This is a genomic window from Burkholderia sp. Bp8992, assembly GCF_003853705.1.
GTDB lineage: Bacteria > Pseudomonadota > Gammaproteobacteria > Burkholderiales > Burkholderiaceae > Burkholderia.
On sequence record NZ_QTQI01000019.1, the window covers coordinates 1 to 24,991 of the forward strand.

Consider the following 24,991-nt stretch of genomic DNA (forward strand, 5'->3'; position numbering starts at 1 on the left):
CGGCCGTCGCGATGCGGCTATGCTCGCCCAACAGTTGCAAATGATTCTCCATTCGGTGTGCTGAATTTACCGCTTACACTCGTCTCTTCGATGCCATCAGTTGCCGCAACGCGTGCCCACCCGACTATCCGAGAACGGCACGCCGAACACTGGCAATCTGGCGAACAGTGATGCAATCCCGCGAGGTGGCATCGGTGAACAATGGCCGACGTTGTATCAGCCGATTTTGACAACCCGCTCGTCTCCGGTGACCCCGCCCTCGGAATTCGAAGTTTCACGCAACTTGTCCAGCACTTCCTGATAACTCTCATGCAGTGCCGGCCAGTCCACGCCAGGCTCAAGTGCCGCTGGATCAAGCCGACCAGAAGTCACAGCAAGGCGCACTGCCGGATGGCAGTGTCCGACTTTGGCCAACCAGCCAGCACATGCGAATTCCTCCCCTTGCCGTGATTGATGACACGCAAACATACTAGCGCCAAAATCCGGTCCCATGCCCCGGTGATCAGGGCACGTATCAGCCAGCTTTTCGGCTAGGTCGAGATCGAAGTTTGGAATATCTGCCGCGCCCGCGGCACGACGCCAGGGGCACGATGCACATGGTTTGCCAGGTGTTTTCATAATCCGGCGGCTTCGTCATAAACGACCGCTACATCGATGGCATACGCCGACACCACGCGTGGGCACTTCACCAGAACCAATTCCTGAGCCTTTGCTTCTTGCTCGCGCCTCGGTCGGCTACAGTCGTTCCACATGTCTTGCCCTAGTTTTGCACTCGCGGAAATCATCGCTCGCCCTCCTATCGCACTGTGCCGTTCTGGCAGTGCCCACACCACATGCCTTTGCTCGCATTGCACAATGCTGGGCGGCCACAATACTGGCAACGGATCGAGATTGCTCCGAGATACATAGATAGCATTTCCTCGCTCAAAACCGGATCGTGTCAACCGGTACGTCAATCCCATGATGCATCAGGACTGCTTCACGGAAGGCACGCCATTCCTCAGTACCAGCCGCCTCGTGCGTGCAATGCAGGCACTGGTCCGCGCCGGCCAACTGCTCGGTTACGGTCCGATGTACGTCTACGCCAAAACGCTTGCTGAATCGCCCGACACATGACCCATCATGACCTGTCACCCATACGGTGTCGCCAGCCGTCGAGACGTCAATGGTGTAAATCTGTTCCATCAGTTCCGCTTCCTTAAGCGAGTTCGTACTTATCGAGCAGTTCGAGTTTTCGCATCTCTTTGCGACGTCGCTCTTGCCGCGACTCCTCGGTCGGAATGATGTCGCGCTTGGCAGCCAGCGTCGCGTCGTAGCGTTCGATTTCCGCCACGAGAGTTACGAGTTCCCTAAGTTCCGCTCGAGCTCTGGTGAACATATCATTTCCTTTCTCAGTGTATTGGCCGTCGGCACGATTATTTGATCAACTGCATCCCCGCGACCTTCGAGGCCGACACGTCGAAAGTAGCCGTGTACTCGCACTCGGCTACATGCCCCGAACGCTCGATCAAGCAGTCCGCGAAATCCGCCTTTGAAGATGCTAAAACTCGAAGTGCCTTACGTACCGTGTCAGCACTTTCGACGACCAGTTCTCTGGTCCCGATCATTGATTCGACGATGTCCTTCATCTGCTCTCGTTCGACACCGTAGCAGCGCCCAAGTACCCAGACGACCTCGATTAATGCGACTTGCGAAACATATCCCGGCCGCTCGGGCGACAGGGACTCCATCAGTGCCGTCGCCTTCTTCGACTGAATCTCGTCGTCTTGCGCGAAGTAGCGGACTAGCACGTTTGTATCCAGTCCGATCATCGCGCTGATGCCCCCTGCTCGGCGATGGCCTGATTCATGTCGTCAATCGACACCGGTTTCGCGGGCTTCTTCACAATGCCCTTAAGGGCCTCGAGCGAGCGCGTGGCCGGATAGATCTCGTACCGGCCTGTCGCCTCGTTGAAGCTGAATTCGATCCGGTCGCCGGCCTCCAAACCAAGCTGATTGCGCACGGCCACTGGAATCGTGATCTGGCCCTTTGAAGTAATAGTTGCGGCTGTCATGGTGACACCTCCCCATTCCTTACTTTATGGTAAGGAAAAGCAAAAAGCAAGAGTAGCCTCCAGCCGCATCGCACCACCAATGTACCTCCCGCTGCTCGCCAAGCTCACAGCTTTGACTCCAGTGCTGCATTGGGGCCGTTGACAAAGGCGGCTTTCGGATTGCCGCCGTCTTGAGTCATTGTGCGGGCGAGGGTCGGCTACAACGAACCGGTTGGACGGTCTGACGTTCATCGTGGATAAGCGTCAGATTGTCAGTACGGTGTGACGGCGGCGTCCGACGCACCCGACCGCCTACCTCGCCGGATTCGGCGTGTCTCGTTCGAAGGTAATGATGGACCGCGTGGTGGCGGGCCAGTTCGGCATCTGCCGCCATGGAGTCAGCACCTCCAGACGGTCGCCGGAGACGCGGAGCTCCCGGCACCGCATCGTGCCGATCCATTTGGGATTCCAGGCGGCCTCGACCTTGGTACACCATTGGCTGCCTTCGATTCGCTCCATTCCCTTAAGAGTTGAAGTCTCCACAAAATCCGGGGCGGTTCAGGTCAGGGGTATTCAGGCTCATGATCGTGGCTATTGAGCCGCCCGGCGGGGCGGCGCCTTACTGGCGATCGAGCATCATCGCCCGATGGGCCCCGCTGGAGTTGGCGATTTAGTTACTTCGCCAACGGTACTGCACCCGGGCCGGCCAAAAATCCGAAATTCATCGTTCAATGGCAATGGCCGGATACGCTGTTTGACTACCCCTTTAAAGCAGCAGCCGTGATACCCCCAACGGTAGATGACCACCAATCAAAGCCTTTACCTGAGAAAGCCAAGAACGAACCTCCAAGAAATACAGCAAAGACCACGACCATACGGGCCGGCCTGAAATTGAATGTGAGACCAACCAGCCTGACGGCCATCACGCTTCCAGTAATCCGAGCCATACTTTCCGCGCACTGGAAAACTGCCATCAACGCATTCGAAAGCAAGACACCCACAATCGCGGCCGTTCCAACGATGTTCTCGAACACTACGCGATGTCCGTATTCCGATAGGCCGTTCCAAAAGTCACGCGCCTGCATATGAGTTGCCATCTGAATAACGTGCCCGTCCAATCGCCCATAACCGAAGTTGAGCAAGCTCAAAACGATGATCGTAACAACAGGGTTGATAAACAATTTGACCATATCCCCCATGTTCCCTCTTCAGTGCGAAGTCGCCAGAGAAATCCGATGACAAGAGGCAGGATGGGCAAACTCGACAGAAGCGCAGCCTTCGTAAGGACGTCATAGATTCCATCGATGTGTCGCACGTACAGCCAGCACATGATGACCGATACCACGGCTGCGAGGACGGCAATCTCTCCACCCGCGCCCCCGCCACCGCCACTACCACCCGATCCGCCAGACCCTCCATTATTGTTAATCCGCGTGTTATTAGTAACGCTGATAGTGCGGTTACCATTTCCGACAACATTCCCATTTCCCACGATGTCAACATTTACGTGTTTCATACGTTATCCTTATTAATATGTCGATTTAAGTTCACAAAATTCAGAGTGTCGTCTCGCCCACGGCCATGAGAAGCCTGCGTGCCGTTAAGGCATCGGCAGCCCGGCACCGAGCCGTACCGAATCAGGCCGCGTATGCCCGAATATCGAGCACGTCGTACCGAATGTCGAAACCGGCTATGCAATCGCTGACGTACCGATGCACTCGCCAATCCCAACCTTCGGGCCCGCCGCCGCCGATGAGCATCAATGGGCGTGCAAGCTCTGCCTCTCGATGTCGGGCGATGCCGCGTAGTGTTCGCCTGTCGAGCCAACTCATATGTGGCCTTCCATCAGGGTGCGTATGCCAGTCTCCCAGATAAACCGCGCGTCCCGATGATGCCTCGAAAATATCGTCGAGCCGATGGCACTGCCAGTCATGATCGGGGTGAAATCGCTGGCGCTTGTGCCGGGCGGCCGGTCCTGGTCCGATAATGTGCTGAACAACCGGCTCATTGTTACTGGCGACATATCCAACTAGGATGCCCCCCGTTTCGAGCGGATACGCGCGGCGAGCCTCATCAAGCATCTCGTCGAGCGCGGGCGCGTCAATCCAAAGCTGGCTCATACCCGCGAGCTGCAGACCAGACAGTCCTGTCTCGCAGCCAAAACATAAGTCGTCCAATCAGGCGCAATTGACATCCCTTCTCTCTGGATATCGGCAACCGCGACGTCCCACGAAAAGTCTGGATATCCGTCATGCGCTCCCGAACATAGAGTCGCGACCGCCAAACGGCTGGCGAGGTTGGCGATCGCATCACTATCGATCCCTGCACCAATGAACGTGGGTTGGGAGCACCCGCCGGGCTGGATTTCATCTGTACCGGCATCTGCCGGCAGTCGGATCGTCTTATCCTCGAGACCGCGAAGAAAACAATGCCAACAGCCGTTCGAACTGCCCGCCCTGATTCGACCGACGATGCCGCCTGCAGCGCCGTGCGTCGTCGTCAGCCAAACATACGGCTTCCCGAGCTCACGAGCGAGATCTGCCAGGAAGTGACTTACCCGGTGATTCGCGGCTGCGTCAATGACGATATCTGCCTCGGTCGCCAGCTGCCGGAGGATCGCATATTCAGAAACGCGATTGTCTCCGGAGGGCACTCCGATGCGAAGATTACAGCCACGCACGGTCGTGTATGGATACTCATTGCCGATGTGCAACGCCAGAGCGGTCGTCTTCTGGAGCCCTGCGTACTGCCATCCCAACGCCCACCGCACCGTATTTCCGACCTGCAAGTTATCGCAATCGACGAGTTCAAGCCGGCCGATTCCTGCCCTTGCCAGTTGGAGACAGACGGGCGATCCCAAGCTGCCTAGCCCAACAATCAACGCGGCCTTGTCGCGCATCGGTGTCAAAAATGGCGCGCGCCGCAGCCAAGCTTGCTGGCCTCCCCAATCCGCTCGCACAAAGTCCACGCGAAAGACAGCCGGACGCGATCGCTTTGCTTCTCGCGTCACACGTACGGACAAGAATATCCAGTCATCCGCGGAGTGCCGCCAGGACACTTCGTCGGGATAAACCACACCGACTACGATGACGTCGCCCCGCTTCGCAGACGAAAGCATTTTCCCCAGTTCAGGAAGCTTAGCTTCTATCTGGCGGAATACATCTTGCGCGGCGGTCTCGAAGGAACTGACCTCCGGCCTTTTCTCCAGCCTCAGCCAAAAACCGTTCGAACGGACTGCGAAGGCCGGTATCTTCGCCGCGAAAGTCACGAGTGGCTTGTTGTGCATGTCGCTTATCGACGCAACGACGCCATTGACGAAACACCGATCTGACCATCCGGGCGGCGCAGCACGAAGCAGTAGGTTAAGCCGCCCTGCTGACACCTCCGCCGGCGGGGTTTCGTCCGGAACGACGACCGCACATTCCACCGCATACGGCAAGAACGACGACAAAGGCTCGCCAACATGATCCTCTGCTTTCGCGATGGCCTCAGCAGCTGCGCTACTGTTGTTAACTTCCAAAATCGCTGGCAACTGCTCCTGAATCAGCGTCGCCAGCGAATCGTGCCCGGGACGCCACTCCTCTCCCTCTCGCGCCAAAAGGCAGAGATTTTGCCCAAGAGGGTGCTGGTGGCGCTGAAACTGACCGGGATCCGTCGTCACCGCTGGCACGAAGTATGGATACATATCCGGGTAACTGGCCGTGAGTGCCAGCACCCCATCTCCGTGCGGCACGTCAACATGTACCACCAGCTGCCCCGCCTCCATCGCAGCGGCGTCAATCGACCAACGATATCCCAGTCGCTCCAGCGCCTCCTTCTCCCTGGAGAACGCAGCCGGATAGCGGTCCCACCAGGCTTTCATGATTAACCCACCGGCCGATGACCAGGAGGCTTCGGCGCACCGGATCCCGGGTCCGGCCGCCCCGGCGGGTTCGGCGGTGGTTGGTGGCCATGATCATGATGGCCGGGATGCGCGTGGTCACCATGGTGGCCATGCTTGGAACCGTCTTCATGGCCGCGCTGTTCGTGCGCGCCCTTCTGGTCATGCTCGCTCATAGTCGCTTTTCCTGATAGATCGCCGGCAGCATCTGTCGATGCTGATCGGCCGCCATCCACGGCCGATGGAACTATTCTATCGGCGCGCGCAGAAAATACAACTACTTTTTATGACCACATATTTTAAGCGATGACATAAAATCAATCTTGGCCTACAATGTGGTGCGGAGGACTACCTTATATGAACCTGCCCCGAGACACCCAGCGCGAGCGGCTGTACTACATCGAATTTCTGGCCCTATTTTCTGGACAAGTGAGCAGGAAGGACCTGACTTTCCGGTTCGGGATTAGCGAACCTGCTGCAACCAAGGACCTATCGCTCTACGCAGAGTTAGCCCCTTCGGTGCTGAGATACGACCTGCGCCGGAAATGCTACGTTTTTGACGGCGGACAGCCATACTTCGAACACAACGTCGAGCAGGCCCTGCATGCGTTAGCGGGCGACGGCGCTGTCGATTTCGATCCTTCGAGAACAAAGCGAATCCCTGGTTGGGTAAGCACAAGCATCAAGCGTCAGGTTCCGCTGGAAATCGCTGCGACTCTCACCCGCGCTATCGATCAGCAACAGTTTGTTATTGCTGAGTACACCTCACTAACGACTGGATCTCACTCCCGAAAACTCTCACCGTTGGCTCTCGTGAATGACGGCCTACGCTGGCACATTCGGTGTTTCGACCACGAAAAGGAAGAGTTTCGGGATTTCGGGCTCACTCGATTCACGAGTGTCGAGGAACGTGGCAGTTCCGATGTCGACTTGTCAAAAGATCGTGACTGGAACACCGAAATAATGTTGCGTCTTACCCCACATCCCCAGGCCCTTCACCCGGAAACGACATATGCTGACTATGACATGAAAGACGGCGCCAAGACTGTCACGCTCCGTGCTTGCCTAGTGGGATATTTTTTGCGTCATTGGCATGTTGACTACTCCCCAAACGCATCCGGCAACCCGCGCGCGCAACAGCTCTATCTCGCGAATCGGAGTGAAGTGATTGACGCCGGTACTCCGGCATGGGCGCTGCAACCTTAGGTGACTAGGTCGGAGCAGTTGTGAAGAATGACGCGACGTCTTCATCACCGGTAACGTAATCGCCCTTTCGGAGGCACGATGCGCTCTTGATACAATGATGTGATCAGCTCGATCTTGCTGGCTCGCCGTCGGTCCAGCAGGGAACATGCGGACGTCCCGGTACGCCGAGAAAGCACGAGATCATCGTCTACCCAGACGCTAACGAACACTAGCCAATCAAAGATGCAAGATATCGAATTCTATCGCGCAAACGAAAAACCATACGGCGTTTTCAGTAACCTGTATAAACGCGCAATCGTATTTGAAGGCATCGAGTATCCCACGTCAGAACACGCCTATCAGGCGGGCAAAGCCAGAAAGGACTCAGTTCGCGATTGGCTCATGGCTGCGCCCTCACCCTCGCTGCTTGCGATGGCGGCGCATGGACTGTATGTGTGGGACGTTCACCCTGACTGGTCCAAAACCAAATTCGCCAGGATGAAACAGGTACTGCATGCCAAATTCACCCAGCACCAGGACTTGCAGGAGATTCTGCTTTCGACAGGCGACGCAAGACTGGTAGAAACCGCAACGGTTGACAATGCGGTCAATCGGCTTTGGGGACAGGTGAACGGTGTCGGGAAAAATATGCTGGGGGTCTTGCTGATGGAGGTCCGCTCAGAAATCAGGGCATCGCTTGTCAAACCGTCCCGGGCAAAGACAAAGCCCGCCCTCTCCCGCCGGAAATCAAACCGGGAAAAGCTCACAGCATAACTTCGCGGGCTTTCGCGGCGGGATATGCAGTCCAACGCCGGAGTACGATGACCTGCCGACCGCCTGCGCGGATTCATAAGCATCGCGCCAATCTCCGGCTTCCCAGATTGCATCTGGGTCACGGGCTTCCATCAGATCAGCCAAGGCCAGCAACTTGTCTCTTACCTCATATCGGGCCAACCCACGTGCCCCTGAATGCATGCAGTTCAGGGCGGCCAGTGCCTGACCGAACCGAAGAGACGCTGCAAGCGTTGGTGTGTTCAATTCTCGCGATGAACGGCCCCCGTATAACGCGTAAAGCAAACCGGCAGTACACCAGTCACCCGCTCCGGCCGTGTCAGCCACACGCGGGACACTGAACGCCGTCAGCGTCCGCCAACTCCCCTGCGGCATGTCGGACGCCACCCTGAAGCGAAGTCCCTGTGCGCCCAGTGTCTGAATAACCACCTCAACATCCGAGCAGTCAAACGCCGCCAGTTCCGTGATTCGTTCGTCCGCGTACTTCAGGATGTGACACGCATCGATCGCCCGCTGAAAATCCGCCGTTCTGACAGCAACGGCGGATGGCTCGAACACGACTAACGCCCCCCGACTACGGTAGTTCTCCGCCAGATTAAGCGACCAGTCAGTGACGCGATCAAAGTAGAAAACATCCGGCCGTTCGATCTGCCGCAGCACCGTATGGCAGTACGCGTCCCCAGCCTCGGACGCAAACCCCCGCTTCTGTCCACAAAAGGGGCACGAGAAACTGAATCTGTGGGTACATTCGTGATCGCCGGGCCACTGGTAGACAACCGGCGTATGTGCATGGTCTTCGTGCCTGATGAACCGGGTATCCGCCCGAAGAACCTCGAACTCACGGCGGATGCGCCTGCCGGCAACATCATCCCCGAGCCTCGCGACCGGGGCGCTCGACCAGCCAAGGAATGCGAGAATAGCCAGGACATTCCCTGCCGAGCCGCCCAATTCGGCCCGCACGCTGGTCCTATCCTCGCCCAGGAGGACATCCAGCGCCAGCAGACCTGTCCCCACGACGTGTGGTCGCGTGTCAGACCTTTCCGGCAAGCTCAATCGAATCGTCATAGGGAACCCCAGCAAGCCAAACGTGCCACAAGTGGTTGGGCTTTTGAACAGTCAGCCCTGCGGGAGGTGCTGAGGCAGTAGTATACCCGATCGTCTCTACATACAGCATCGGGAGGTCCAGGTCGATCGCAGCCAGCAGCATTCCCAAACTGCCCATGCGCCAGCCGTTCGGCGAAAGCACCGTGATCGCTGTCTGCTTGGTCGCCTGAAATACCTCCTTGCGCGCGGAGTCCATCCTCGAAATCGACTGAAAGACATCCATCGGGTCCGATTCGTGCGCGTAGATGATGTTCAGATGACTGCTCTCCCAGTCGCCAAGGAGGAGATCTCCAAACTCGAAGAGCAGATCGTCTCCGCGCCGGGGACGCGCCGACGGAAAAGGTACAATCGGACAGACTTCCGCCACCGGAGCGTTTGCCGATAGTGCCTGAAACATGATGCTCATCTGAGGTAGTGAGCTCTCTGCCAGTTGCGGCACCCACAGCTTCAGGTTGTCAGCGCTGACATCAAGCCCCATAGTTCCCTGAAATCCGTGCATCCACTCGGCACGGTCATTGGATTCCGACTCCAGCCTGATCTCACGATGATCGTTTGTCGCCATCAGAACGTGAACGTTTGCTCCAGACTGCATGCTGCGCTCAATGGCCTGCTTGACGAGGGGAAAGCATATCCCGCGCGACATTCCTGTCGCGTCGATGACGACGTCAGCGTAATCGCCTTCGTACCAGTTGTCCGCTGCACGGGCAGCGACGCGCCCGCCGACCGTCGCACCGTCGTCGGCCACGATGCGCACGTCCTCGAACCGGAGCTGCTCCCGCGGTATTGTTCGCTCGAGGTACGCAACATGGCTGGCGCCAATGTCATTCAACGTCTTCGAGCTATCGCGCCGTCTTTCCACCATAAAGCGGAAATCAACGCATTTTGCCGCGGCCAGCTCAGTCGCAAAATAGAGGCTGCTCGTCTCAATCCCGACGGTCCCGATAAATAGCACGCGCCTTGAGTTCATCAGGTGTTCCGACAGAAAGGGAAGCACGTCGGCGTCGCTCTGGGCGTAGCACCTGTCGCGGGAAAAACGATTCATTCACTGATACTCGCAATAAGCTCCGACAAGTGGCCCTCACAAAAGCCACCACGCCCAAACGTCAGTCCGTGCTTCAGGATCGGAAGTCCACCCAGTTGAAACAGGCACCATGTCCGTCGTTTGCATTCATAGTTCTCAGTGAGAGAAAGCGCGTTATAGGCAAGCGCGTAGTGCAAAACAACCACTAGATTGCCCCCATCCTTCTGGAAACGATCCATTTCGGACTGAGGTATCCCGAACGCATTGGCACCGTCATCCAGCGGTGCGTTCGGTTCAAGAGTGCGGCCCCTGCAGCGGGACGCGATGAATTCGACAAGCCGGCGTACTGCATCACTGTGCGGGAAATTCCAGCGTTCGATCGTCGAAGCCGCCTGCCGGACCAGGATTTCATTTTGAACCTTCGCCTCCAGTCGAGGCTCTCGCCCGCGCACAATTCTAGTTTCCACGTTGTCCACCAATGCACCCGCCAGCTGGATAAATTGCTCGATATTCTCGCTACTCGCATCGACCAAACGATCAAACCCGTAGTAGAAAGGCTTACCATAGTCATGGAGTAACTGGAGGTTGGCACCAGCAATCAACGAGGCGTTCACTGAACGTGACGCTACCGGCTCATCCGGTCGCAACTCAAGCTCCTCGGGTTCCGAAGAAAATAGCTCTGTCTGAGGGGTACGACGAGACTCGCGGTGTATCAAGATCCGGAGCAGCGCCTGCCGGGTATCATCCGGTAGTTCAGCAGGAATCCATGACCGGATGAGATCAACACGATTTGCGGCAAACCCACTCTCATCGATCACCCTCTTGACCGCAGCAGTCAGTTGCCGCATGTCCGCGGACTGCAATACAGGATCCTTCGTCGACAGACAGTCCTCAAGACGGATCGACTGCCTGCGCAACGTGGGCATCTGTTCGATATACCGCTTTGATATGTCCTTGACCGTCGCCTTAAACGCGCGCTTGTCCGATGCACCTTTCTGCATGAGCTTGAGCACCCAGTCGCGGTCCCGTGTACTACCCGCGGCACTGACAGACGCCCCCTCAGGATCCGACGTCAACGCACGCCGGAAGACATCGTGGCCAATCGCATCGACGCGCGTGACCAGCCATCTGGCAACCTTCAGCTCCCGCCCCTGCAGCCACTGCTCAACATCCGCGAACTGTTCAGGATGCAATTCATGTGCATCATCGACAATTGACAGCGGCCTCATGGTGATTTCGCCGCCGTCAACCCCCGCGATGGCCGGTATGCGAATCGCTTCGATGATCGAAAAGGCCTCATAGGAACTTTGCGGGCCGATCTCGGCCAATTGGTGCTCCGCGGGTGGCACCAGGGCAGTGACGATCCGAAATATCCGTGCCTCGACTGACCGCGCGTAGTCTCGAAAGGCAAGCGTATCTTCGGCGCGAATAAGCCTCGCCTGAACCTCAAATTGCTCACGCGCAACTATCTTGACCTGCGAAAGATCCGCACCGGCCCCCTCAATCTTTCTCAACCATCCAAGTACTGAGCGAACCTGGATCAAGGACCGCAGAAGAGCGGACTTCACCTTGGCCGAATACGGCAACTCCCAGATATCCCGCATATCGGGCGTTGTTGCGAGTCGAAAAGCCAGTATTCGCGGCCGAAGATCCTCAATGACCAGACACTCAGTCAAGGCACGTGTTACGTCCTTGTGGTCTGTACTGGGCAACGACCTCAACAAGGCGACAACGGTGTCGAGTTCGATCAGTCGCGCAATCGTGGTCTTGCCGCTACCCGGTGTTCCGACCACAATGACGAGTCTGTCAAAGAACGATGCGGCGTTGCTTTCAAAGAACCGTCTGAGCGGCTCCGGGCTGAGAATAGATAGTAGCGCGCCTGGCGCATCAAAATATTCCGTGGCGCGTTTCTTGAACGGATTATCCATGGTCAGCGTGTCGCTTTTTTCGGGAGAACAGTGGTCTCATCTGATGCGAGGGCGGTACGCGGTCAGGTCCGGATGTCGCCCATAGAATCGCGACCGAGTTGTTGGGCGCATTGTGATAAAGCACGACAGGAAGTCCGCACTGTCGATATCCGTACCAGACATTCTTCCCGAGATGCACGTCCTGAATCGAAGGGTCATAGCAGTCTTTAAGCAACTTGACCAGATCCGCGGGGCCGTCATCGTCAATCACAATGTCGTTGCTAAGCACGGCAGAAAACGTCGATTCAAACCGGAATGCTCCGGTTAGCGCCCGGAACCGTCCAATGGCATCGTCCACAGTTCCCGTCGCACGGCTGGAGCCCAGGTAGTGGTGAACGTGGATACAGCAATCCACGGTAAGCGATGTACCGAGCCGCCCCTTGTTCTGTTCGCAGAAGACAGGGATCTTCCCCTTCCATTCACCCTTATCGTTCTGCCGGATCAGCGTGGCACCCGACGCGGTGAAATCATCGATCAGACAGACGCGTTCAAATAATGCGTCCTCGTCGCAGAAGCCCAGTTTGTCCAGACGCTCACGCAATGCCTCGTTCAACTTCTTCCACTTCTCGTTTGATATCTCGCTGGCAGCGACAACCTGCTCCGTGGAAACACGCCCTTCGTTATCCCGGCGGAAAATATCGATTTTTGCTCCGTCGCTCAACCCGACGTAAAGCGTCCGGATTCCGATCAATTCGAGGCGACGTTCAGCCGACTTGTTGCCCCATGTTCTATACAGGGGTACACCCAAATGAGTTGCCACTTCGGTGCGCATGCAACGCAGAAGCACCGGCATTGTCAGATTCACCAGATGGTGCATCTCGCCCTGACTGATAAATACAAGCCGCCGTCGAAGAAAGGAATAGGCCGTCGTGCGATCCTTGCTAGTGAACTGCCCAAGCCAGGCAAGAAGGTTGACATAGAAACGCGCTCCAGGACTATAGCCCTGGTAGTGGTCATATTTAGCGCCGACCATCAGCCGCAACCATGCAAATTCTTCCGTTGCCCGGGTCTCGTCCCACTCCATCAGGTCTGCCAGGAGGCGCATGGCAAGTTGTGCCTTCATTTTGCAAACCCCGGCACTGTCAAAATTGCACGAACATGTTCGATAAACTCCGGCGCGAACCGCAACGCCCCTCCGTCGACCACAAGCGCTTTGAGGTAAAATCGCGTGCCCTGTGCGCCAATAAGGCCTTGAGGCAGAAAATTCCAGCAGGCATCCCTTGCAATTGAGACGCCACCTACACTGAGACCCAGGCCCGCATTGAGAAATTCGTAATCGTTACCCTCGATGTCACCCGAATCTCCAAGCCTGAGAATTTCGTCCTCGCGATCACAACCAACGGTCGCGGCAATGGACGAAACGACCTTGTCCTTACCTGCAGATTCGGTGACCACGTCTATCGAGTGACCTGAATAAAAAATTCGCCACCCGTCATACCCTTTGGCGTGGAGCCATTGGCGCACGTATGCCCCAACGCGGCACTTCGCCGAATGATCACGAATGCGGAGGCTCAACTGCCCTTCACCGATTTTCGGCGACGACTTCAACGCACCGAGCAGGGTTGACTCAGTCAACCACTCAGTCAACTCGACGAACCTCGGGTCAGGCTTACCCTGCACCGGCGGTGCCTCGGCGAGACCCGATACAACCGACCCACTATAAAAACCGATCGTGATCCACTTCCACAGCTCTTCACCAAGCTTGGTCCGCAGATCGCCATGCAGCGAATCGCCTCGACCTGTTGCAAAGCCGATCGGAAATCCGGCACCTGCGATACGCCCTATTTCCGATAGCAGGCAGGCATCAAGCCCATCAAACCGGAGGTCCGTATTGCAGAACGTTCCATCGAAATCACATACCAGTGCACGGAATCTCGCCCGCTCAAGCCGGTCGGCGAACGCAACGCCTGCCTGCCTGAATGTTTCGTAGGTCGCGCGGGGCGCATCCACGTTTCGTACTTTACGGACCAGAGCTGGGGGCCACCCAGCTCGTCCACGAACGGCCTCACGTACATCCGACGCGTGCAATGCCCGCCCGAACTCCGGAACATCGGGTTGCCCTGGATCAATCCCGCGGCGTTGGGAAAGGATATCGGTTAGCAGGATTGCATCAATCACGCTCACTATTTCCGCGAGTGCGTGTTCTCCTGGCAGGTCGAGCCGAACGACAGGCACATCTGCGGGAAACGTCCCTATCGTCGCCCGCGCCAGTATCCGGTCTCGAGGTGACTCGAATGACACAAAGCACGGCGCGAGTTCCCGATTGGCCAGTTGCAGGTGACGACCGTGTGCGAACTGCCGGTAATCAACTTTCTGGACCACACCGATCGCCGATTCGGCAATTTTTGATTCGATATCGATCGCGCCAGCTATGCCATCCCTGCCATAAAGCACGCAAATTTGACGGCCGCCAGTGACCGCGTCCTCGAGTCCCTGTTCCGCAATCTGGCGGCGACGCCGCTGAAGCCACTGCTCGTCGATTTGCTCAAGGTATCGATCCAAGCCATCAATCGCGTATCCGCGAGCGATCAGGATCATGGTCGCGATCAGGGAATTGGTCGCAAGATATCCATCTTTTCCCCACGGAGCGGCGAAAGCGGCAACCGTCGCGCCCGACGCCCGAAGCCTGTCCGCCAGCGGGCTTTCCGGTGCCAAGGTCAGAGCAAACCCAGGAATCTCCAGCGTCAGCATGTGCCGGCCGGCAGCGAGAACATCCTTGTTCTTGCCTTCGGCCGACACCAGAACGACTGCGCAGTCCTCTGGCCTGGTCTCATGCGCGAAAAGGTCGACCGGGGTTGACTGACGCGAGATCCGACCGAACTCCGATTCATGAAGTTGGGCAAGAAAAGCCGCCGACGTCGACGACCCCCCCGAACCGACCGCAAGCAGACTTCGCCCCGAATTGCCAGCGATAACGCGAGCCAAAAGGACAACGTTTTGCTCAAGCGCCCAACGTATTGCGCTCGGCAGGTATGCAATTTCCTCGGCGAACTGCTTTCCCATCCCCGGTAGTCTCTCGGATTCTCGTTTATCTGCTGTCTTTGAACCGCTTACGTAGGGCCACTACATTAACATTAAATCGCGGTCTCAACATGGAAGTAAAACGATCCTTGCGCCTGCTTCCAGCGGCGGACCAACAGTGGAAGCGAGATTGGTTATCCTTTTGCGTTCGGCTAAGGCAGCCGCGATGGAACATCGCTCCGCGCTTTGCAACTTGCTGCGCAGTGCTCCAAGCGCGGGAACAACCGATAGGACTGTACGCCCTTTCGCCGCAAATGTGAGCCGTACCTGAAAAGATCGCACACGAACCTATGGGACGCCTCCCGGCGCTAACGCACCGGGACCGGGCTTTCGCGCTGCGCGCCGAGCTGCGTTCCGCGTCTCACCCCTGTCGGGCATCAATCCCTAGCGCAACCGTCAACCCCATTCATCTTCGAGTTCAGCGTGGCCTGTACGGCTACGCTGCTGCGCGGCGCCCGTGCCTGGTCAACCCGAGGCACGGCATGCACCCGACTCCCAGGTTCCCGCCCTTGACCCGCGACCGTAGCCGATCGCGGGCAGGCATCAAGGGGCGCGGGACCGTGTTGCCCGCACCCCTCCCTCGCCTTTTTCCTTGACACCTGCCCGCGATCGGCTCCTCCAGTCGCACGGGCGGGAACCCGGGAGCCTGGCGGCAGCAAAGCCAACCCCGAGTTCCACCGGAAGGTGTCCAGCCACAACGGCAAGGCACGCCTTCTCGCCCGGTTCAGGTCCTCAACCTTGACCGGAGAAAATCATGCAACTCGCTTCCTCATTCCACTACAGCGCCCCGATGCTGCGCGCGGATTCGCCGCTTTCGGATGATCAGATTCGCCTCGTTGCCCCCTCAATCTTCGCGGACGGCAAGCACGAAAGCCGTTCCGAGCGCTATACCTACATTCCCACCATCGATGTGCTGCGCGGCCTGCGCAACGAAGGCTTTCAACCATTCATGATCTGTCAGACCCGCGTACGTGACACTGGCAAGCGCGAATTCACCAAGCACATGCTCCGGCTGCGCCATGCCGACCAAATCACCGGCGAGGAAGCCGACGAAATCGTGCTGCTGAACTCTCATGACGGCACCAGCAGTTACCAGATGCTCGCCGGCACATTCCGCTTTGTCTGCCAGAACGGCATGGTTGCAGGCGAGAACATCGCCGATATCCGCGTACCCCACAAAGGCAACGTGGTGCAGAACGTGATCAACGGTGCGTTCGACGTGCTCGACGGGTTCGAGCTGATCCGAGAACAGAAAGACGGCATGCGCTCGGTAACGCTCGACCGCGACGAACAGCACGCATTCGCCCGCTCCGCGCTCGCGCTGCGGTATGACCGGACCGACGCCGAAGCCCCGGCTCCCATCTGCGAAAGCCAGCTACTCGCCCCGCGCCGTTTCGAGGATCGCCGCGACGATCTCTGGACTGTCTTTAACCGGGTGCAGGAGAACCTGACCAAGGGTGGCCTGCATGGCCGCTCCCGCTCGGGCCGCGCGATGTCTACACGCCCCATTACCGGTATCGACCAGAACGTGAAGCTCAACCGCGCGCTGTGGATGCTCGCGGACGCGATGCGGCAGATGAAGGCGTAACGACTGCTACGGGCGGCGCATCCGCGTCGCCCTGCTGTTCGGTTTTGCGCCATGACGCCAGTCGGGTCACGTCCTGACGCATCCGCACCTTACTGGCCCGGCATCTTCCTTCCTACTATCAGGAGTCGATCATGCAAGCCCAATCTGTTGAAACCGTCACATCTGACGCCGCCGAATCCTCCGCCGTGCTCGAAACCGACTTCGGCAACGAGCAGCCGGTCGTGACGGTGCCGTATTCCAGCCTGCAACGTTCACCGTTGAACGTGCGCACGAAACTACCATCCGGCATCGCTGGACTGGCAACCAACATCCGCGCCAAAGGACTACTGCAAGACCTCGTAGTCCATGAAATCAAAAGGACACGCGGAAAGCACCGCAAATATGGCGTGTGCGCAGGTCAGCGACGCGAAGCCGCTCTCGATCTGCTGTTCGAACAGAAGCACATCGCCGCCGACTATCCGGTACCGGTGCGCATCGTCAGCGAAGGCGAAGCGCTCGCCATATCGCTGATCGAGAACAGCGAGCGGGAAGGACTCGACCCGTTCGACGTGCTGCGCGCGTATCGAATGCTGGCCGACGAAGGTCGCAGCGTCGATTACATCGCCGCGCTCTTTTCAGCGTCGCCTATTACCGTCAAACGGCGCATGAAGCTCGCCAACGTGTCGCCCAAGCTACTGGCGCTGCTGCGCGAGGACGCAATCACGCTCGACCAGCTTGCCGCACTCGCGCTCGCAGACGATCACGACACGCAGGAGCATCTGTGGTTCGATGCCAACGAGTGGCAACGTCAACCGCACTATCTGCGGCAGGCAATCACCCGAGCTGAGATCGATGCGAGCCGAAGTCGCCTCGTGCGCTTCGTCGGCCTCGACGCCTACGAGGCAGCAGGCGGCTATGTGCGCCGGGACCTCTTCAGCGACGACGAGCACGCGGGCTATATTGCCGATGCCGACCTGCTGCAGAACCTTGCCGCACAAAAACTCGACGCGGCAGCCGAGACGATCCGCGCGGAAGGCTGGGGTTGGACGGAAACGCGTGCCGAACGGGACGTGTTGGAGCTGAACCGTTACGGCAGACTGCACCCGGCCCAGCGCCCCTACACCGACGAAGAACAACGCGAACTAGACGCACTCATCGCGCAGCGGACCGAACTGGGCAACAAGCTCGATGCACTGGCCGATGACGACGAGGACGCCTATGACGAAGCCGAACGCCTCGACGCCGAAAGCGATCAGGTGGAAGCCGCAATCGGCGCGCTCGAAACCCGTGCCATCGTATGGGACGCAGCGCAGATAGCAGAAGCCGGTGCGTTTGTGATCGTCGGCCCGCAGGGTGAACTGGTGATCGAGCGCGGTCTCGTGCGGCGCGAGGACAGCGCGGCACTCGATGCGGCAGGCGCGACCATAACTGGCACGCCCGAGGCAAATGCGCCGGACACGGCAGACGCACCGGCCAAGATCAAGTGCGGTGGACTAGACTAAATCTGACAGTGGTTGGTTTTTCATGCTGGCGCGCATTGGCGCGAAGGGCGTAGCCCGTAGCGGCAATGCGCGCCGCGAACAGCAAGGAGTCCACCATGACTCAGGAGCAGAAGGTAATTCGTGCCAAGGTCGGCATACTCGAGTTGGCCCGGCAGCTCGGCAACGTCAGCCAGGCCTGTCGCGTGATGGGTTACTCGCGCGACAGCTTCTACCGATTTAAGGAACTGTACGATCGAGGCGGTGAAGCTGCGCTGCAGGAGATTTCCCACCACCGGCCGCTGCTCAAGAACCGCGTGGATCCGCAGGTCGAGGCCGCCGTTGTCGAACTGGCCCTCGAATTGCCAGCCTACGGTCAGGTGCGAATCGCCAACGAGGTCCTCAAACGGCATGCTCTGTCCGTCTCGCCCCAAGGCGTCCGTAGCATCTGGTTGCGCCACGATCTGGAGACCATGCCGAAGCGCCTGAAGGCCTTAGAAGCCAAGTCCGCCCAGGAGGGGTTGGTGCTGACCGAGGCGCAGCTCGTCGCGCTCGAACGCGCCAAGCATGAGAAGGAAGTGCATGGCGAATTCGAATCCGAATGTCCGGGCTACTGCGGCGCGCAGGATACGTTCTATGTCGGCAGCCTCAAGGGCGTCGGCCGTGTCTACCAGCAAACTTTCGTCGATACCTACTCGAAGGTGGCGTTCGCCAAGCTCTACGATCGCAAGACACCCTTGCCGGCGGCGGACCTGCTCAACGATCGCGTTGTCCCGTTCTTCGACGGCTTCGGCATTCCGCTGCTACGCGTGCTGACAGACCGCGGCACCGAATACTGCGGCAACCCCGAGCATCACGAATACGAGCTGTATCTGGCCTTGGAAGACATCGACCACACCCGAACAAAGGCCAAGTCGCCGCAAACCAACGGGATCGTCGAACGGCTGCACAAGACCATGCTCAACGAGTTCTATCGCATCGTCTTCCGCAAGAAGATTTACGACTCGATCGCCACCTTGCAGACGGACCTTGATGCGTGGCTCGACCAGTACAACAATGAACGAGAGCATCAGGGGCGCTGGTGTTACGGCAAGACGCCGATGCGCACTTTCCTCGATTCGCTCGATCTCGCCAAGGAGAAACTCATCCCCCATTGATGACTCGTTCTTTGTCGGCCCGACTACCTGTCAGATCAAGTCCCGGCTAATACAGATCAAGCCAGTCCACAGCGCGACGCTCTGCCAACGGCTCACAGCCCATCGCACCGCCGCCCTCCATGCGGAACTCGTCGTGCAGCCCGCCGTGGCACTCGCGGCCCTGTTGCAGCATCTGGTTCCGCAGGCGCTTCCGGAGCACTACGGCCACGGCTTCACGCCGCACTATCTGGCACTGTCCGGCAACAACAATCACGATGACCTGCTGCGCGCGGCGGACGACCTCCCCGTCAGCCCGGCCTGGAACTCTATCGAGACGCAGCGCACACGCTGGATCGCAGAACTGCCAGCAAGCCAAGCCGATCTGCTGCCATGGTTGCTCAGGCAGGACGCGTACACGACCTTGCTCGACCTACTCGCGTTTTGCACAGGAACCGTGCTCGATGGTATTGCAACCTCCGAAGCGCCACACGCGATCAACGCACTGGCCGATGCACTGAATCTTGATATGGCCCGGTACTGGACACCAACGCGCACCGCGTACTTCGACCATGTCAGTAAGGCGCGCATCGCGGAAGTCGTGTCCGGTGCGGTTTCTCCCAAGGTCGCGGCGGACCTCGCGAAGATGAAAAAGAGCGACGCTGCAGCGGCGGCGGAACTGCGCCTCGCGAAGGTCGCATGGCTCCCGGAAATCCTCACCGATCGCGAGATTCCGGCATCGCCCTCATGGGCTGTCCACGGCGACGACGCGGATGACAACGACGGCGAGGACGTCGATGCAGATGAGAACGGCGGAAATGACCACAACCCCGTCAACCACACGCCTCACGACGCCGAGCCGTCTACCGGAACCGCCGAACAGCCGCCGTGGCCTTTCCCGACCACCGAATCGGTAACCGCTGCGCAAACTGACCCGGACGTCGCGTAACTGTTGATCCTCATCCAGTGACGCGATCCAGCAGACGGCAGCTCACTTCAGGGCCTGCCGTCTGCTGACCTGCTCTGCGCCGCTTGGCTAACCGTACCCGACGGGTGGTGCCCTGACCGCCCGTCCACCCAACCACTCGCGACCAGCACCATCAAGCAGAGGACCGTTGCACTTGCCAACCATAGACACCGCATCGCACGTACAAAACGTCGTTCCATAGCCGTCGTCATCGTGTCCATCCGCGCCGCCGCCGTGTCCACCACTTTCTCGAACCGCCCGGTCGTCTCATCCAGCCGCTCACGCTGTTCGCGCCCCGAAATTGCCGCCGCACCGATCATTCGATTGCCGGTCGAGCGCACAATCTGACTGGTCAGCCGTGCGCTGAACGCCGTCAGTGCGGCCTCATTGAGATTTGCCAACGCTTCCCGGTACCGCGCCTCATGTTCCTGAATCAGGTTCTCCGCCACCGTGATCGTCGCCTTGCACCGTTCAAGCGCGCTGCGGTGTTGTTGCATCAAAGCCTCGTTCGCGCCACCAATTTCCCGCCGAGCCGCTTCGAGACTGCCCTCGCTCGCCCATCGAATACGCTCCGGCATTGCCTCATACAGGCGCGCGTAGTATTCGAGCACCGCGATGATGGACCAGAGCGCGTCGTTGTCCTGGAGATTCAGGATGCCCGATACCCGGCGCATCCGGGCCAGACTCGTGTCGTCCGGGACCTCGCCGGATATCTCCTGAAACAGGCGAATCAGTGGCTCGACTGGCCGCCTACGGCTCATCATTGGTCCCGGCGTTATCAATCACGGTCGAGAAGGTCATGTCGCACAGCACTCGCCAGCGCAGCAGTTCTGCCCGCTCGCCGATGTGCATCGTCTCCGACGCAACGCGAATCGACATCCGCTGACTACGCAGTTCGTCCGCGACACGATCCGCCAGATCCGGGAAGTCGAGTGTGCGTCCCCGTGCTTCGATCGTTTTGCGTAATTGCGACGCCTGATACAGCGTGAACTTGTCCGGCGTGCCGAAATGACCGTTGCGCACGACATGGATCGTCGCCTGGGGAAATGTCGGACTGAACGCGCGCAGTAATTCCAAACTATCGCGCTGCCGGTTGATTACCCACAGCACGGTGAGTTCGCGCCGCAGTTCGCTGAGCGTACTGGCAAGTGTCGCGCCAAAACGGGTAATGCCCGTTTGGCTGCGCGCCGCCGTGTTGACAACAATGGCTGCGTCCCGGCGTTCATCACAGAAATTGACCAGGCCGATCCAGCCTTCGGCTTCGTCCAAACTGTAGGCGACGCACGGTACCTCGTCCTGAATCGCTTTCATCACGTCGGGATTGGACGTATCGGTTTCGACCAGTGCGACAGGAAAATCACGGCGCTGGAGGTAGTCGACCAGCGCGAGCGAGACAAAGCTCTTGCCCACACCGCCCTTGCTGCCGCCCACCAGATAGATTGGATAAGTCGTCGCCATATGCACCCTCTACAGGTTCTCGGTGTCCGGCGCTATCTCGAACGAGAACGCGTCCTGAATCACCATGCCCCCCGAATTGGTCGTCGCCCTTCGACTATCCTTTCGGTCTCGATTCTCTTTTTGATCGAGAGTCAGCGGTCTCGTTTGCCTCGACTTCTTGATTCGTGGTGACGCTGCAGCCTGACCCGGCGGCGCGGCTCTTTCCACATGCCCGACCTTGTGATCTTTCGCTACGCGCCGCATCGCGTAGCGCAAAGTGCTGGCGCTGATGTCGACGCCCTCTTCCGCCAGTTCCTGAACGATTTCTTCGAATGTGTAGCCCTTCTGTTGCGCGCCGCTTATCTGCGGCCGCATTGCGTTCACTGCCTCACGCACCGTGACGTGATGCTCGTGCGCAGGCTTTGGGGGCAGCGCGTCGAGACGGCGAGCTCCCGCGTCCCATTGCGCTTGGGTAAAGTGCTTTACGACCGGCATGATCCGCCTCGACACACTGCCTGGATGCCATCTTGCTGATGGCAAGGACGACCGTCAATGCCCGAAAACAAGCCGACCTTCGCGCATCGGACCGCATGGGAACGGGCCGGAATTGAACGGCATCACAAAATATTTTTCGTCGGCGCGCTAAGGCAACACCAACTCGCTATCGACCATGCCTTAAGTAGCAAACGACGATTGGATCCGGATGAATCCGATCATGTGAGCAATGCTCGAGGAGCAAACCTCCGTATTCGACCGATGCGACTTACTCCGCATCCGCGTGGCCACTTACTGGCTGAGTTCGCGCTCGCACTGATCCGACCACGCTTTCCATCAATCGTTTTTGTTGCACTGTGCATGACGGCCCCGATCGCTCATGTCGCTCACAACACTCGTTTTTCGCACGTCACCTGGCCAAAGGATTGACATTACGCAACCCGTTCCTTCCGCTTTTTTTGATTACATGCGGATCGTCTTGTTGCGCGAGGCGCGCCCCTTCCTTCGCGCTGTGATCGCGTCTTTTTGCTGCCACGGCTCCATCTTTCTGCATGACCACACCACATCGTGCGTGGTAATTGACGAACGGCAAGATGAAAGAACAAAAGACAAGGGACGGCAGGATAGGCTTGCGCCGGTTTTTGGCACCATTGCAATGCTCCTCGGAAAATCAAGTCCGATCTCACGTCCAAAGTGTTTTCTAGATCAACGACTGCAGCGTGCACTACCAAGCACTCCGATGTTGTCCACATTCGTCCATTTCTTCGTTCATCGCGAGAACCTTAGCTCTCAAGCACGCGGAGATTTGCTGAACAACGACCTTCTGAAATTTACGAAGTCGAGATTGTTCATCCACGGTCTAGCCGTCTATATTGGAAGGAAGGGCAGTCGACACATCACATTTCGCTGTAGAGCTGTTCATTTCGACAAAGGAGGCGGCCTGATCGGGCGCCACATTCTGGAGGAATGTTCCGTGGGATTTCTTAAAATTGCGGTCGTCTTTGGCACAGTCATCGCGATTGCAAAGAGCATCCAGCTTTTTAGTCGTCACTCGCGATGCCAGTACGGTTACAGTTTCTTCACGGCACGTGGATTTTGGCTTGCCGCAGTCGGTATTAATCTCACATGGTGGGGATACATCGGATGGGGAACCGCACTACTGCATCACGAACCGACTTGGGCCGGTCTCGTCCTCATCGCAATGGGACTTGCGGTAGTTATCCGGTTGATCTACGAAAACGTCAAGAACACGGCACCCATATACGGTGTTCCCGGGTCGATTCTGCAGCTAGTGCTGTTTTTCCCGGTGGCAGTCTACGGCATTCCGCTTCTCGCGATCACGTTCCTGTTTCTGCTTGTCGTGACATTCAAGGCTGGACCAGCGTGGTTTTCCGATCGGGAATGAACCCAACGCTGTGACCATCAACGCTCCACATCCTGCCCGGCGCCGTCCGAACGCTCTACGGTACCTGGCACCTGACGATCCGGCATCTCGCGCCTGTCATCCGGCGCACGCCCTACCATTGGTCGATCTCGTTGCACGGGCATGGACCCAACGAAGTACGCCATTTCAACGGCCATCGCGCGATCCTCACGCACACTCGACCTCGCCATTGCGTAGGCAATTTCTCGCCAGGCGGTAAATATGCCACCTTGCGCGACCCATACTGCATCGCGCTGAGCATCGGTCGGCATTGATTTCCAGTACCTCGGCGTTTCTCCACGCGCGACCACATGGACGACAGACTGCTTCGGATAGCGCTGCGTCACGCCGCGCACACGCCGAGGCGTCGCATTCGCCTCGACACCGTGCTCACGCAGTTTTTCCGCAAAACGCTCACGCCATCGCTGAAGATCCTTATGACGCGGATTCAGGCGATGTCCATCCGGACCACGTACCTGCACGCTCAGATGCACATGCGGATGCGCTTCGTCATCGTGCGCGGCGAAAACGTATGCCCTGCCGTCGCCGAACTCAAGTGCCGCGAAATCTCGCGCCGCATCGCGCACCGCTTTCCGATCCGTTCCTGGTGGCATCGACAGCAGGATGTTAAAAGTCTCCCGGCGCGTGCTGGTCTCGGGGATACCCCACCCACCGAGTTGCCAGGTCTTCGCGAGATCATTCAGCGCATCCTTGCCTTCAATACGGTCACCGTTCTGATCTTCCAGTTCGATCCTGCCGTTACGAGAGATATAGCGCAGATGTCGACGTACGGCTCCCATGCCCTGCGCACTCGCCGCCTTGTTGGTGATCTTGACCATGACTTCCGGCGTGCGCCTGAGCGTGCGAGCGACCTGCGCACGCATGCGAGCGGCAGCGTTGCGAATATCCACATGTGAGAGTCGCGACGCTTGCGCATGTCGTAGCGGATCCTGAAACAGGCGATCGCCCCAGTTCACGAGCATCGCGTCGATGTAGATTTTCGGGTATGGCATGTCAGCGGCTCCAGCGATCGAGGTTCGCGCGCATAATCGCGGCCACCGTACGCAGGTGTTCGTCAACGCGCTTTCGCAATTCCGCCCATTCAGACATCAAATCTCGACGCACAAGCTCGGTTTCGTCGGCACGTGCAAGTTGTCCCAACAAACGGCCAATCTCAGCAAGTCGCTGGTTTGATACGGACAGCGCACTCAATTCTGGCTCGCCCAATTGCGGTTCCCGGCTCAATTGCGCCCGAACCAGCGAGACTATCCAGCGATTACTGCGCAGACCCATTGCTGCAGCGCACCGCTCGACCGCGTTCAGCTCCGCGCTGGTCAGTCGGATTTCGATGCGATGACGCGGCTCCCCAACGATCGGTAGAGGTAAGCGACATATGGTCGTGCCGGATTCGCCGTCCGCATCGCCGCCGATAGCCGTTGCGATCAACTGACGCACGCCCTCGCCCGCCGTCAAACCTCGGCGAGCGCAC

The 24,991-nt window shown here is 58.4% G+C and carries 24 protein-coding genes and 1 pseudogene; 8 read left to right on the top strand and 17 right to left on the bottom strand.

Going from position 1 to position 24,991, the window contains the following annotated elements; all coding sequences use genetic code 11:
- Positions 1-216 precede the first annotated feature (216 nt).
- Positions 217-618, bottom strand: coding sequence for a DUF6283 family protein (locus DIE03_RS39075; protein ID WP_124455045.1), 402 nt, complete (start codon positions 616-618; stop codon positions 217-219).
- Between the two features lie 342 nt (positions 619-960).
- Here DIE03_RS39075 and DIE03_RS38405 point away from each other — a divergent pair, with 342 nt between their 5' ends.
- Complete coding sequence (locus DIE03_RS38405; RefSeq protein ID WP_166677950.1) at positions 961-1,116, top strand: hypothetical protein; 156 nt, start codon at positions 961-963, stop codon at positions 1,114-1,116.
- A gap of 82 nt (positions 1,117-1,198) precedes the next feature.
- On the opposite strand, the gene DIE03_RS25130 is transcribed toward DIE03_RS38405, so the two are convergent.
- The 6 genes from DIE03_RS25130 to DIE03_RS25160 form a co-directional block, all read right to left on the bottom strand.
- Positions 1,199-1,378: a hypothetical protein gene (locus DIE03_RS25130; RefSeq protein ID WP_111442670.1), complete on the bottom strand. Its 180-nt coding sequence runs from the start codon at positions 1,376-1,378 to the stop codon at positions 1,199-1,201.
- A 37-nt stretch (positions 1,379-1,415) separates the two neighbouring features.
- On the bottom strand, positions 1,416-1,811 hold the full coding sequence (locus tag DIE03_RS25135) for a PIN domain-containing protein (protein ID WP_111442669.1): 396 nt from the start codon (positions 1,809-1,811) through the stop codon (positions 1,416-1,418).
- Positions 1,808-2,053: an AbrB/MazE/SpoVT family DNA-binding domain-containing protein gene (locus DIE03_RS25140; RefSeq protein ID WP_111442668.1), complete on the bottom strand. Its 246-nt coding sequence runs from the start codon at positions 2,051-2,053 to the stop codon at positions 1,808-1,810. Before DIE03_RS25140 ends, DIE03_RS25135 begins: the two co-directional genes overlap by 4 nt.
- A 737-nt stretch (positions 2,054-2,790) precedes the next feature.
- Entirely contained in the window at positions 2,791-3,231 is a 441-nt protein-coding gene (locus tag DIE03_RS25150) for a hypothetical protein (protein ID WP_124455049.1), read from the bottom strand.
- Positions 3,232-3,669: 438 nt separating this feature from the next.
- Complete coding sequence (locus tag DIE03_RS25155) at positions 3,670-4,152, bottom strand: Mov34/MPN/PAD-1 family protein (RefSeq protein WP_111442665.1); 483 nt, start codon at positions 4,150-4,152, stop codon at positions 3,670-3,672.
- The gene (locus tag DIE03_RS25160) at positions 4,149-5,894 is read right to left on the bottom strand and encodes a ThiF family adenylyltransferase (protein ID WP_124455051.1); all 1,746 of its coding nucleotides are present in this window, start codon (positions 5,892-5,894) and stop codon (positions 4,149-4,151) included. Before DIE03_RS25160 ends, DIE03_RS25155 begins: the two co-directional genes overlap by 4 nt.
- A 375-nt stretch (positions 5,895-6,269) precedes the next feature.
- On the opposite strand from DIE03_RS25160, the gene DIE03_RS25165 reads away from it, so the two are divergent.
- Both DIE03_RS25165 and DIE03_RS25170 read left to right on the top strand, forming a co-directional pair.
- Complete coding sequence (locus tag DIE03_RS25165) at positions 6,270-7,118, top strand: WYL domain-containing protein (protein WP_185658219.1); 849 nt, start codon at positions 6,270-6,272, stop codon at positions 7,116-7,118.
- 222 nt (positions 7,119-7,340) lie between these two features.
- On the top strand, positions 7,341-7,871 hold the full coding sequence (locus tag DIE03_RS25170; protein WP_124455055.1) for an NADAR family protein: 531 nt from the start codon (positions 7,341-7,343) through the stop codon (positions 7,869-7,871).
- Here the strand turns inward: DIE03_RS25170 and DIE03_RS25175 are convergent.
- From DIE03_RS25175 to DIE03_RS25195, 5 genes are read right to left on the bottom strand one after another with little or no spacing between them, the layout of a single operon-like run.
- A complete protein-coding gene (locus tag DIE03_RS25175; protein WP_124455057.1) occupies positions 7,845-8,954 on the bottom strand; it encodes a PfkB family carbohydrate kinase in 1,110 nt (369 codons plus the stop codon). The genes DIE03_RS25170 and DIE03_RS25175 overlap by 27 nt on opposite strands.
- Positions 8,920-10,035, bottom strand: coding sequence for a hypothetical protein (locus DIE03_RS25180; RefSeq protein WP_124455059.1), 1,116 nt, complete (start codon positions 10,033-10,035; stop codon positions 8,920-8,922). Before DIE03_RS25180 ends, DIE03_RS25175 begins: the two co-directional genes overlap by 35 nt.
- A complete protein-coding gene (locus DIE03_RS25185; protein ID WP_124455061.1) occupies positions 10,032-11,942 on the bottom strand; it encodes a hypothetical protein in 1,911 nt (636 codons plus the stop codon). Before DIE03_RS25185 ends, DIE03_RS25180 begins: the two co-directional genes overlap by 4 nt.
- On the bottom strand, positions 11,935-13,044 hold the full coding sequence (locus DIE03_RS25190) for a hypothetical protein (protein ID WP_124455064.1): 1,110 nt from the start codon (positions 13,042-13,044) through the stop codon (positions 11,935-11,937). The genes DIE03_RS25185 and DIE03_RS25190 overlap by 8 nt, the downstream gene beginning before the upstream one ends.
- Positions 13,041-14,984, bottom strand: a complete 1,944-nt coding sequence (locus DIE03_RS25195; RefSeq protein ID WP_124455066.1) for a hypothetical protein — start codon at positions 14,982-14,984, stop codon at positions 13,041-13,043. The genes DIE03_RS25190 and DIE03_RS25195 overlap by 4 nt, the downstream gene beginning before the upstream one ends.
- Positions 14,985-15,756: 772 nt before the next feature.
- Between DIE03_RS25195 and DIE03_RS25200 the strand changes: the two genes are divergently transcribed.
- The 4 genes and pseudogenes from DIE03_RS25200 (at position 15,757) to DIE03_RS25215 (ending at position 20,129) form a co-directional block, all read left to right on the top strand.
- Entirely contained in the window at positions 15,757-16,590 is an 834-nt protein-coding gene (locus tag DIE03_RS25200) for a DUF932 domain-containing protein (RefSeq protein WP_124455068.1), read from the top strand.
- A gap of 131 nt (positions 16,591-16,721) precedes the next feature.
- A pseudogene (locus DIE03_RS25205) lies at positions 16,722-18,044 on the top strand (ParB/RepB/Spo0J family partition protein); the annotation flags it as partial.
- A gap of 122 nt (positions 18,045-18,166) precedes the next feature.
- Positions 18,167-19,204 (top strand): IS481 family transposase, encoded by a 1,038-nt coding sequence (locus DIE03_RS25210; RefSeq protein WP_059452523.1) that lies wholly within the window; start codon positions 18,167-18,169, stop codon positions 19,202-19,204.
- A gap of 133 nt (positions 19,205-19,337) precedes the next feature.
- Positions 19,338-20,129, top strand: a complete 792-nt coding sequence (locus DIE03_RS25215; RefSeq protein ID WP_311767307.1) for a hypothetical protein — start codon at positions 19,338-19,340, stop codon at positions 20,127-20,129.
- 47 nt (positions 20,130-20,176) lie between these two features.
- Here the strand turns inward: DIE03_RS25215 and DIE03_RS25220 are convergent, their stop codons facing one another.
- The 3 genes from DIE03_RS25220 to DIE03_RS25230 form a co-directional block, all read right to left on the bottom strand.
- Positions 20,177-20,821: a hypothetical protein gene (locus tag DIE03_RS25220; protein WP_311767308.1), complete on the bottom strand. Its 645-nt coding sequence runs from the start codon at positions 20,819-20,821 to the stop codon at positions 20,177-20,179.
- A gap of 76 nt (positions 20,822-20,897) precedes the next feature.
- On the bottom strand, positions 20,898-21,605 hold the full coding sequence (locus DIE03_RS25225) for a protein mobD (protein ID WP_124455072.1): 708 nt from the start codon (positions 21,603-21,605) through the stop codon (positions 20,898-20,900).
- 9 nt (positions 21,606-21,614) lie between these two features.
- Entirely contained in the window at positions 21,615-22,079 is a 465-nt protein-coding gene (locus DIE03_RS25230) for a hypothetical protein (protein WP_124455074.1), read from the bottom strand.
- 379 nt (positions 22,080-22,458) lie between these two features.
- On the opposite strand from DIE03_RS25230, the gene DIE03_RS39010 reads away from it, so the two are divergent.
- Positions 22,459-23,484, top strand: coding sequence for a hypothetical protein (locus tag DIE03_RS39010; RefSeq protein ID WP_311767309.1), 1,026 nt, complete (start codon positions 22,459-22,461; stop codon positions 23,482-23,484).
- Positions 23,485-23,501: 17 nt separating this feature from the next.
- Here the strand turns inward: DIE03_RS39010 and DIE03_RS25240 are convergent, their stop codons facing one another.
- The gene (locus DIE03_RS25240; RefSeq protein ID WP_124455075.1) at positions 23,502-24,515 is read right to left on the bottom strand and encodes a relaxase/mobilization nuclease domain-containing protein; all 1,014 of its coding nucleotides are present in this window, start codon (positions 24,513-24,515) and stop codon (positions 23,502-23,504) included.
- Position 24,516: 1 nt separating this feature from the next.
- On the bottom strand, positions 24,517-24,957 hold the full coding sequence (locus tag DIE03_RS25245) for a plasmid stabilization protein (RefSeq protein ID WP_311767310.1): 441 nt from the start codon (positions 24,955-24,957) through the stop codon (positions 24,517-24,519).
- Between the last annotated feature and the right edge of the window lie 34 nt (positions 24,958-24,991).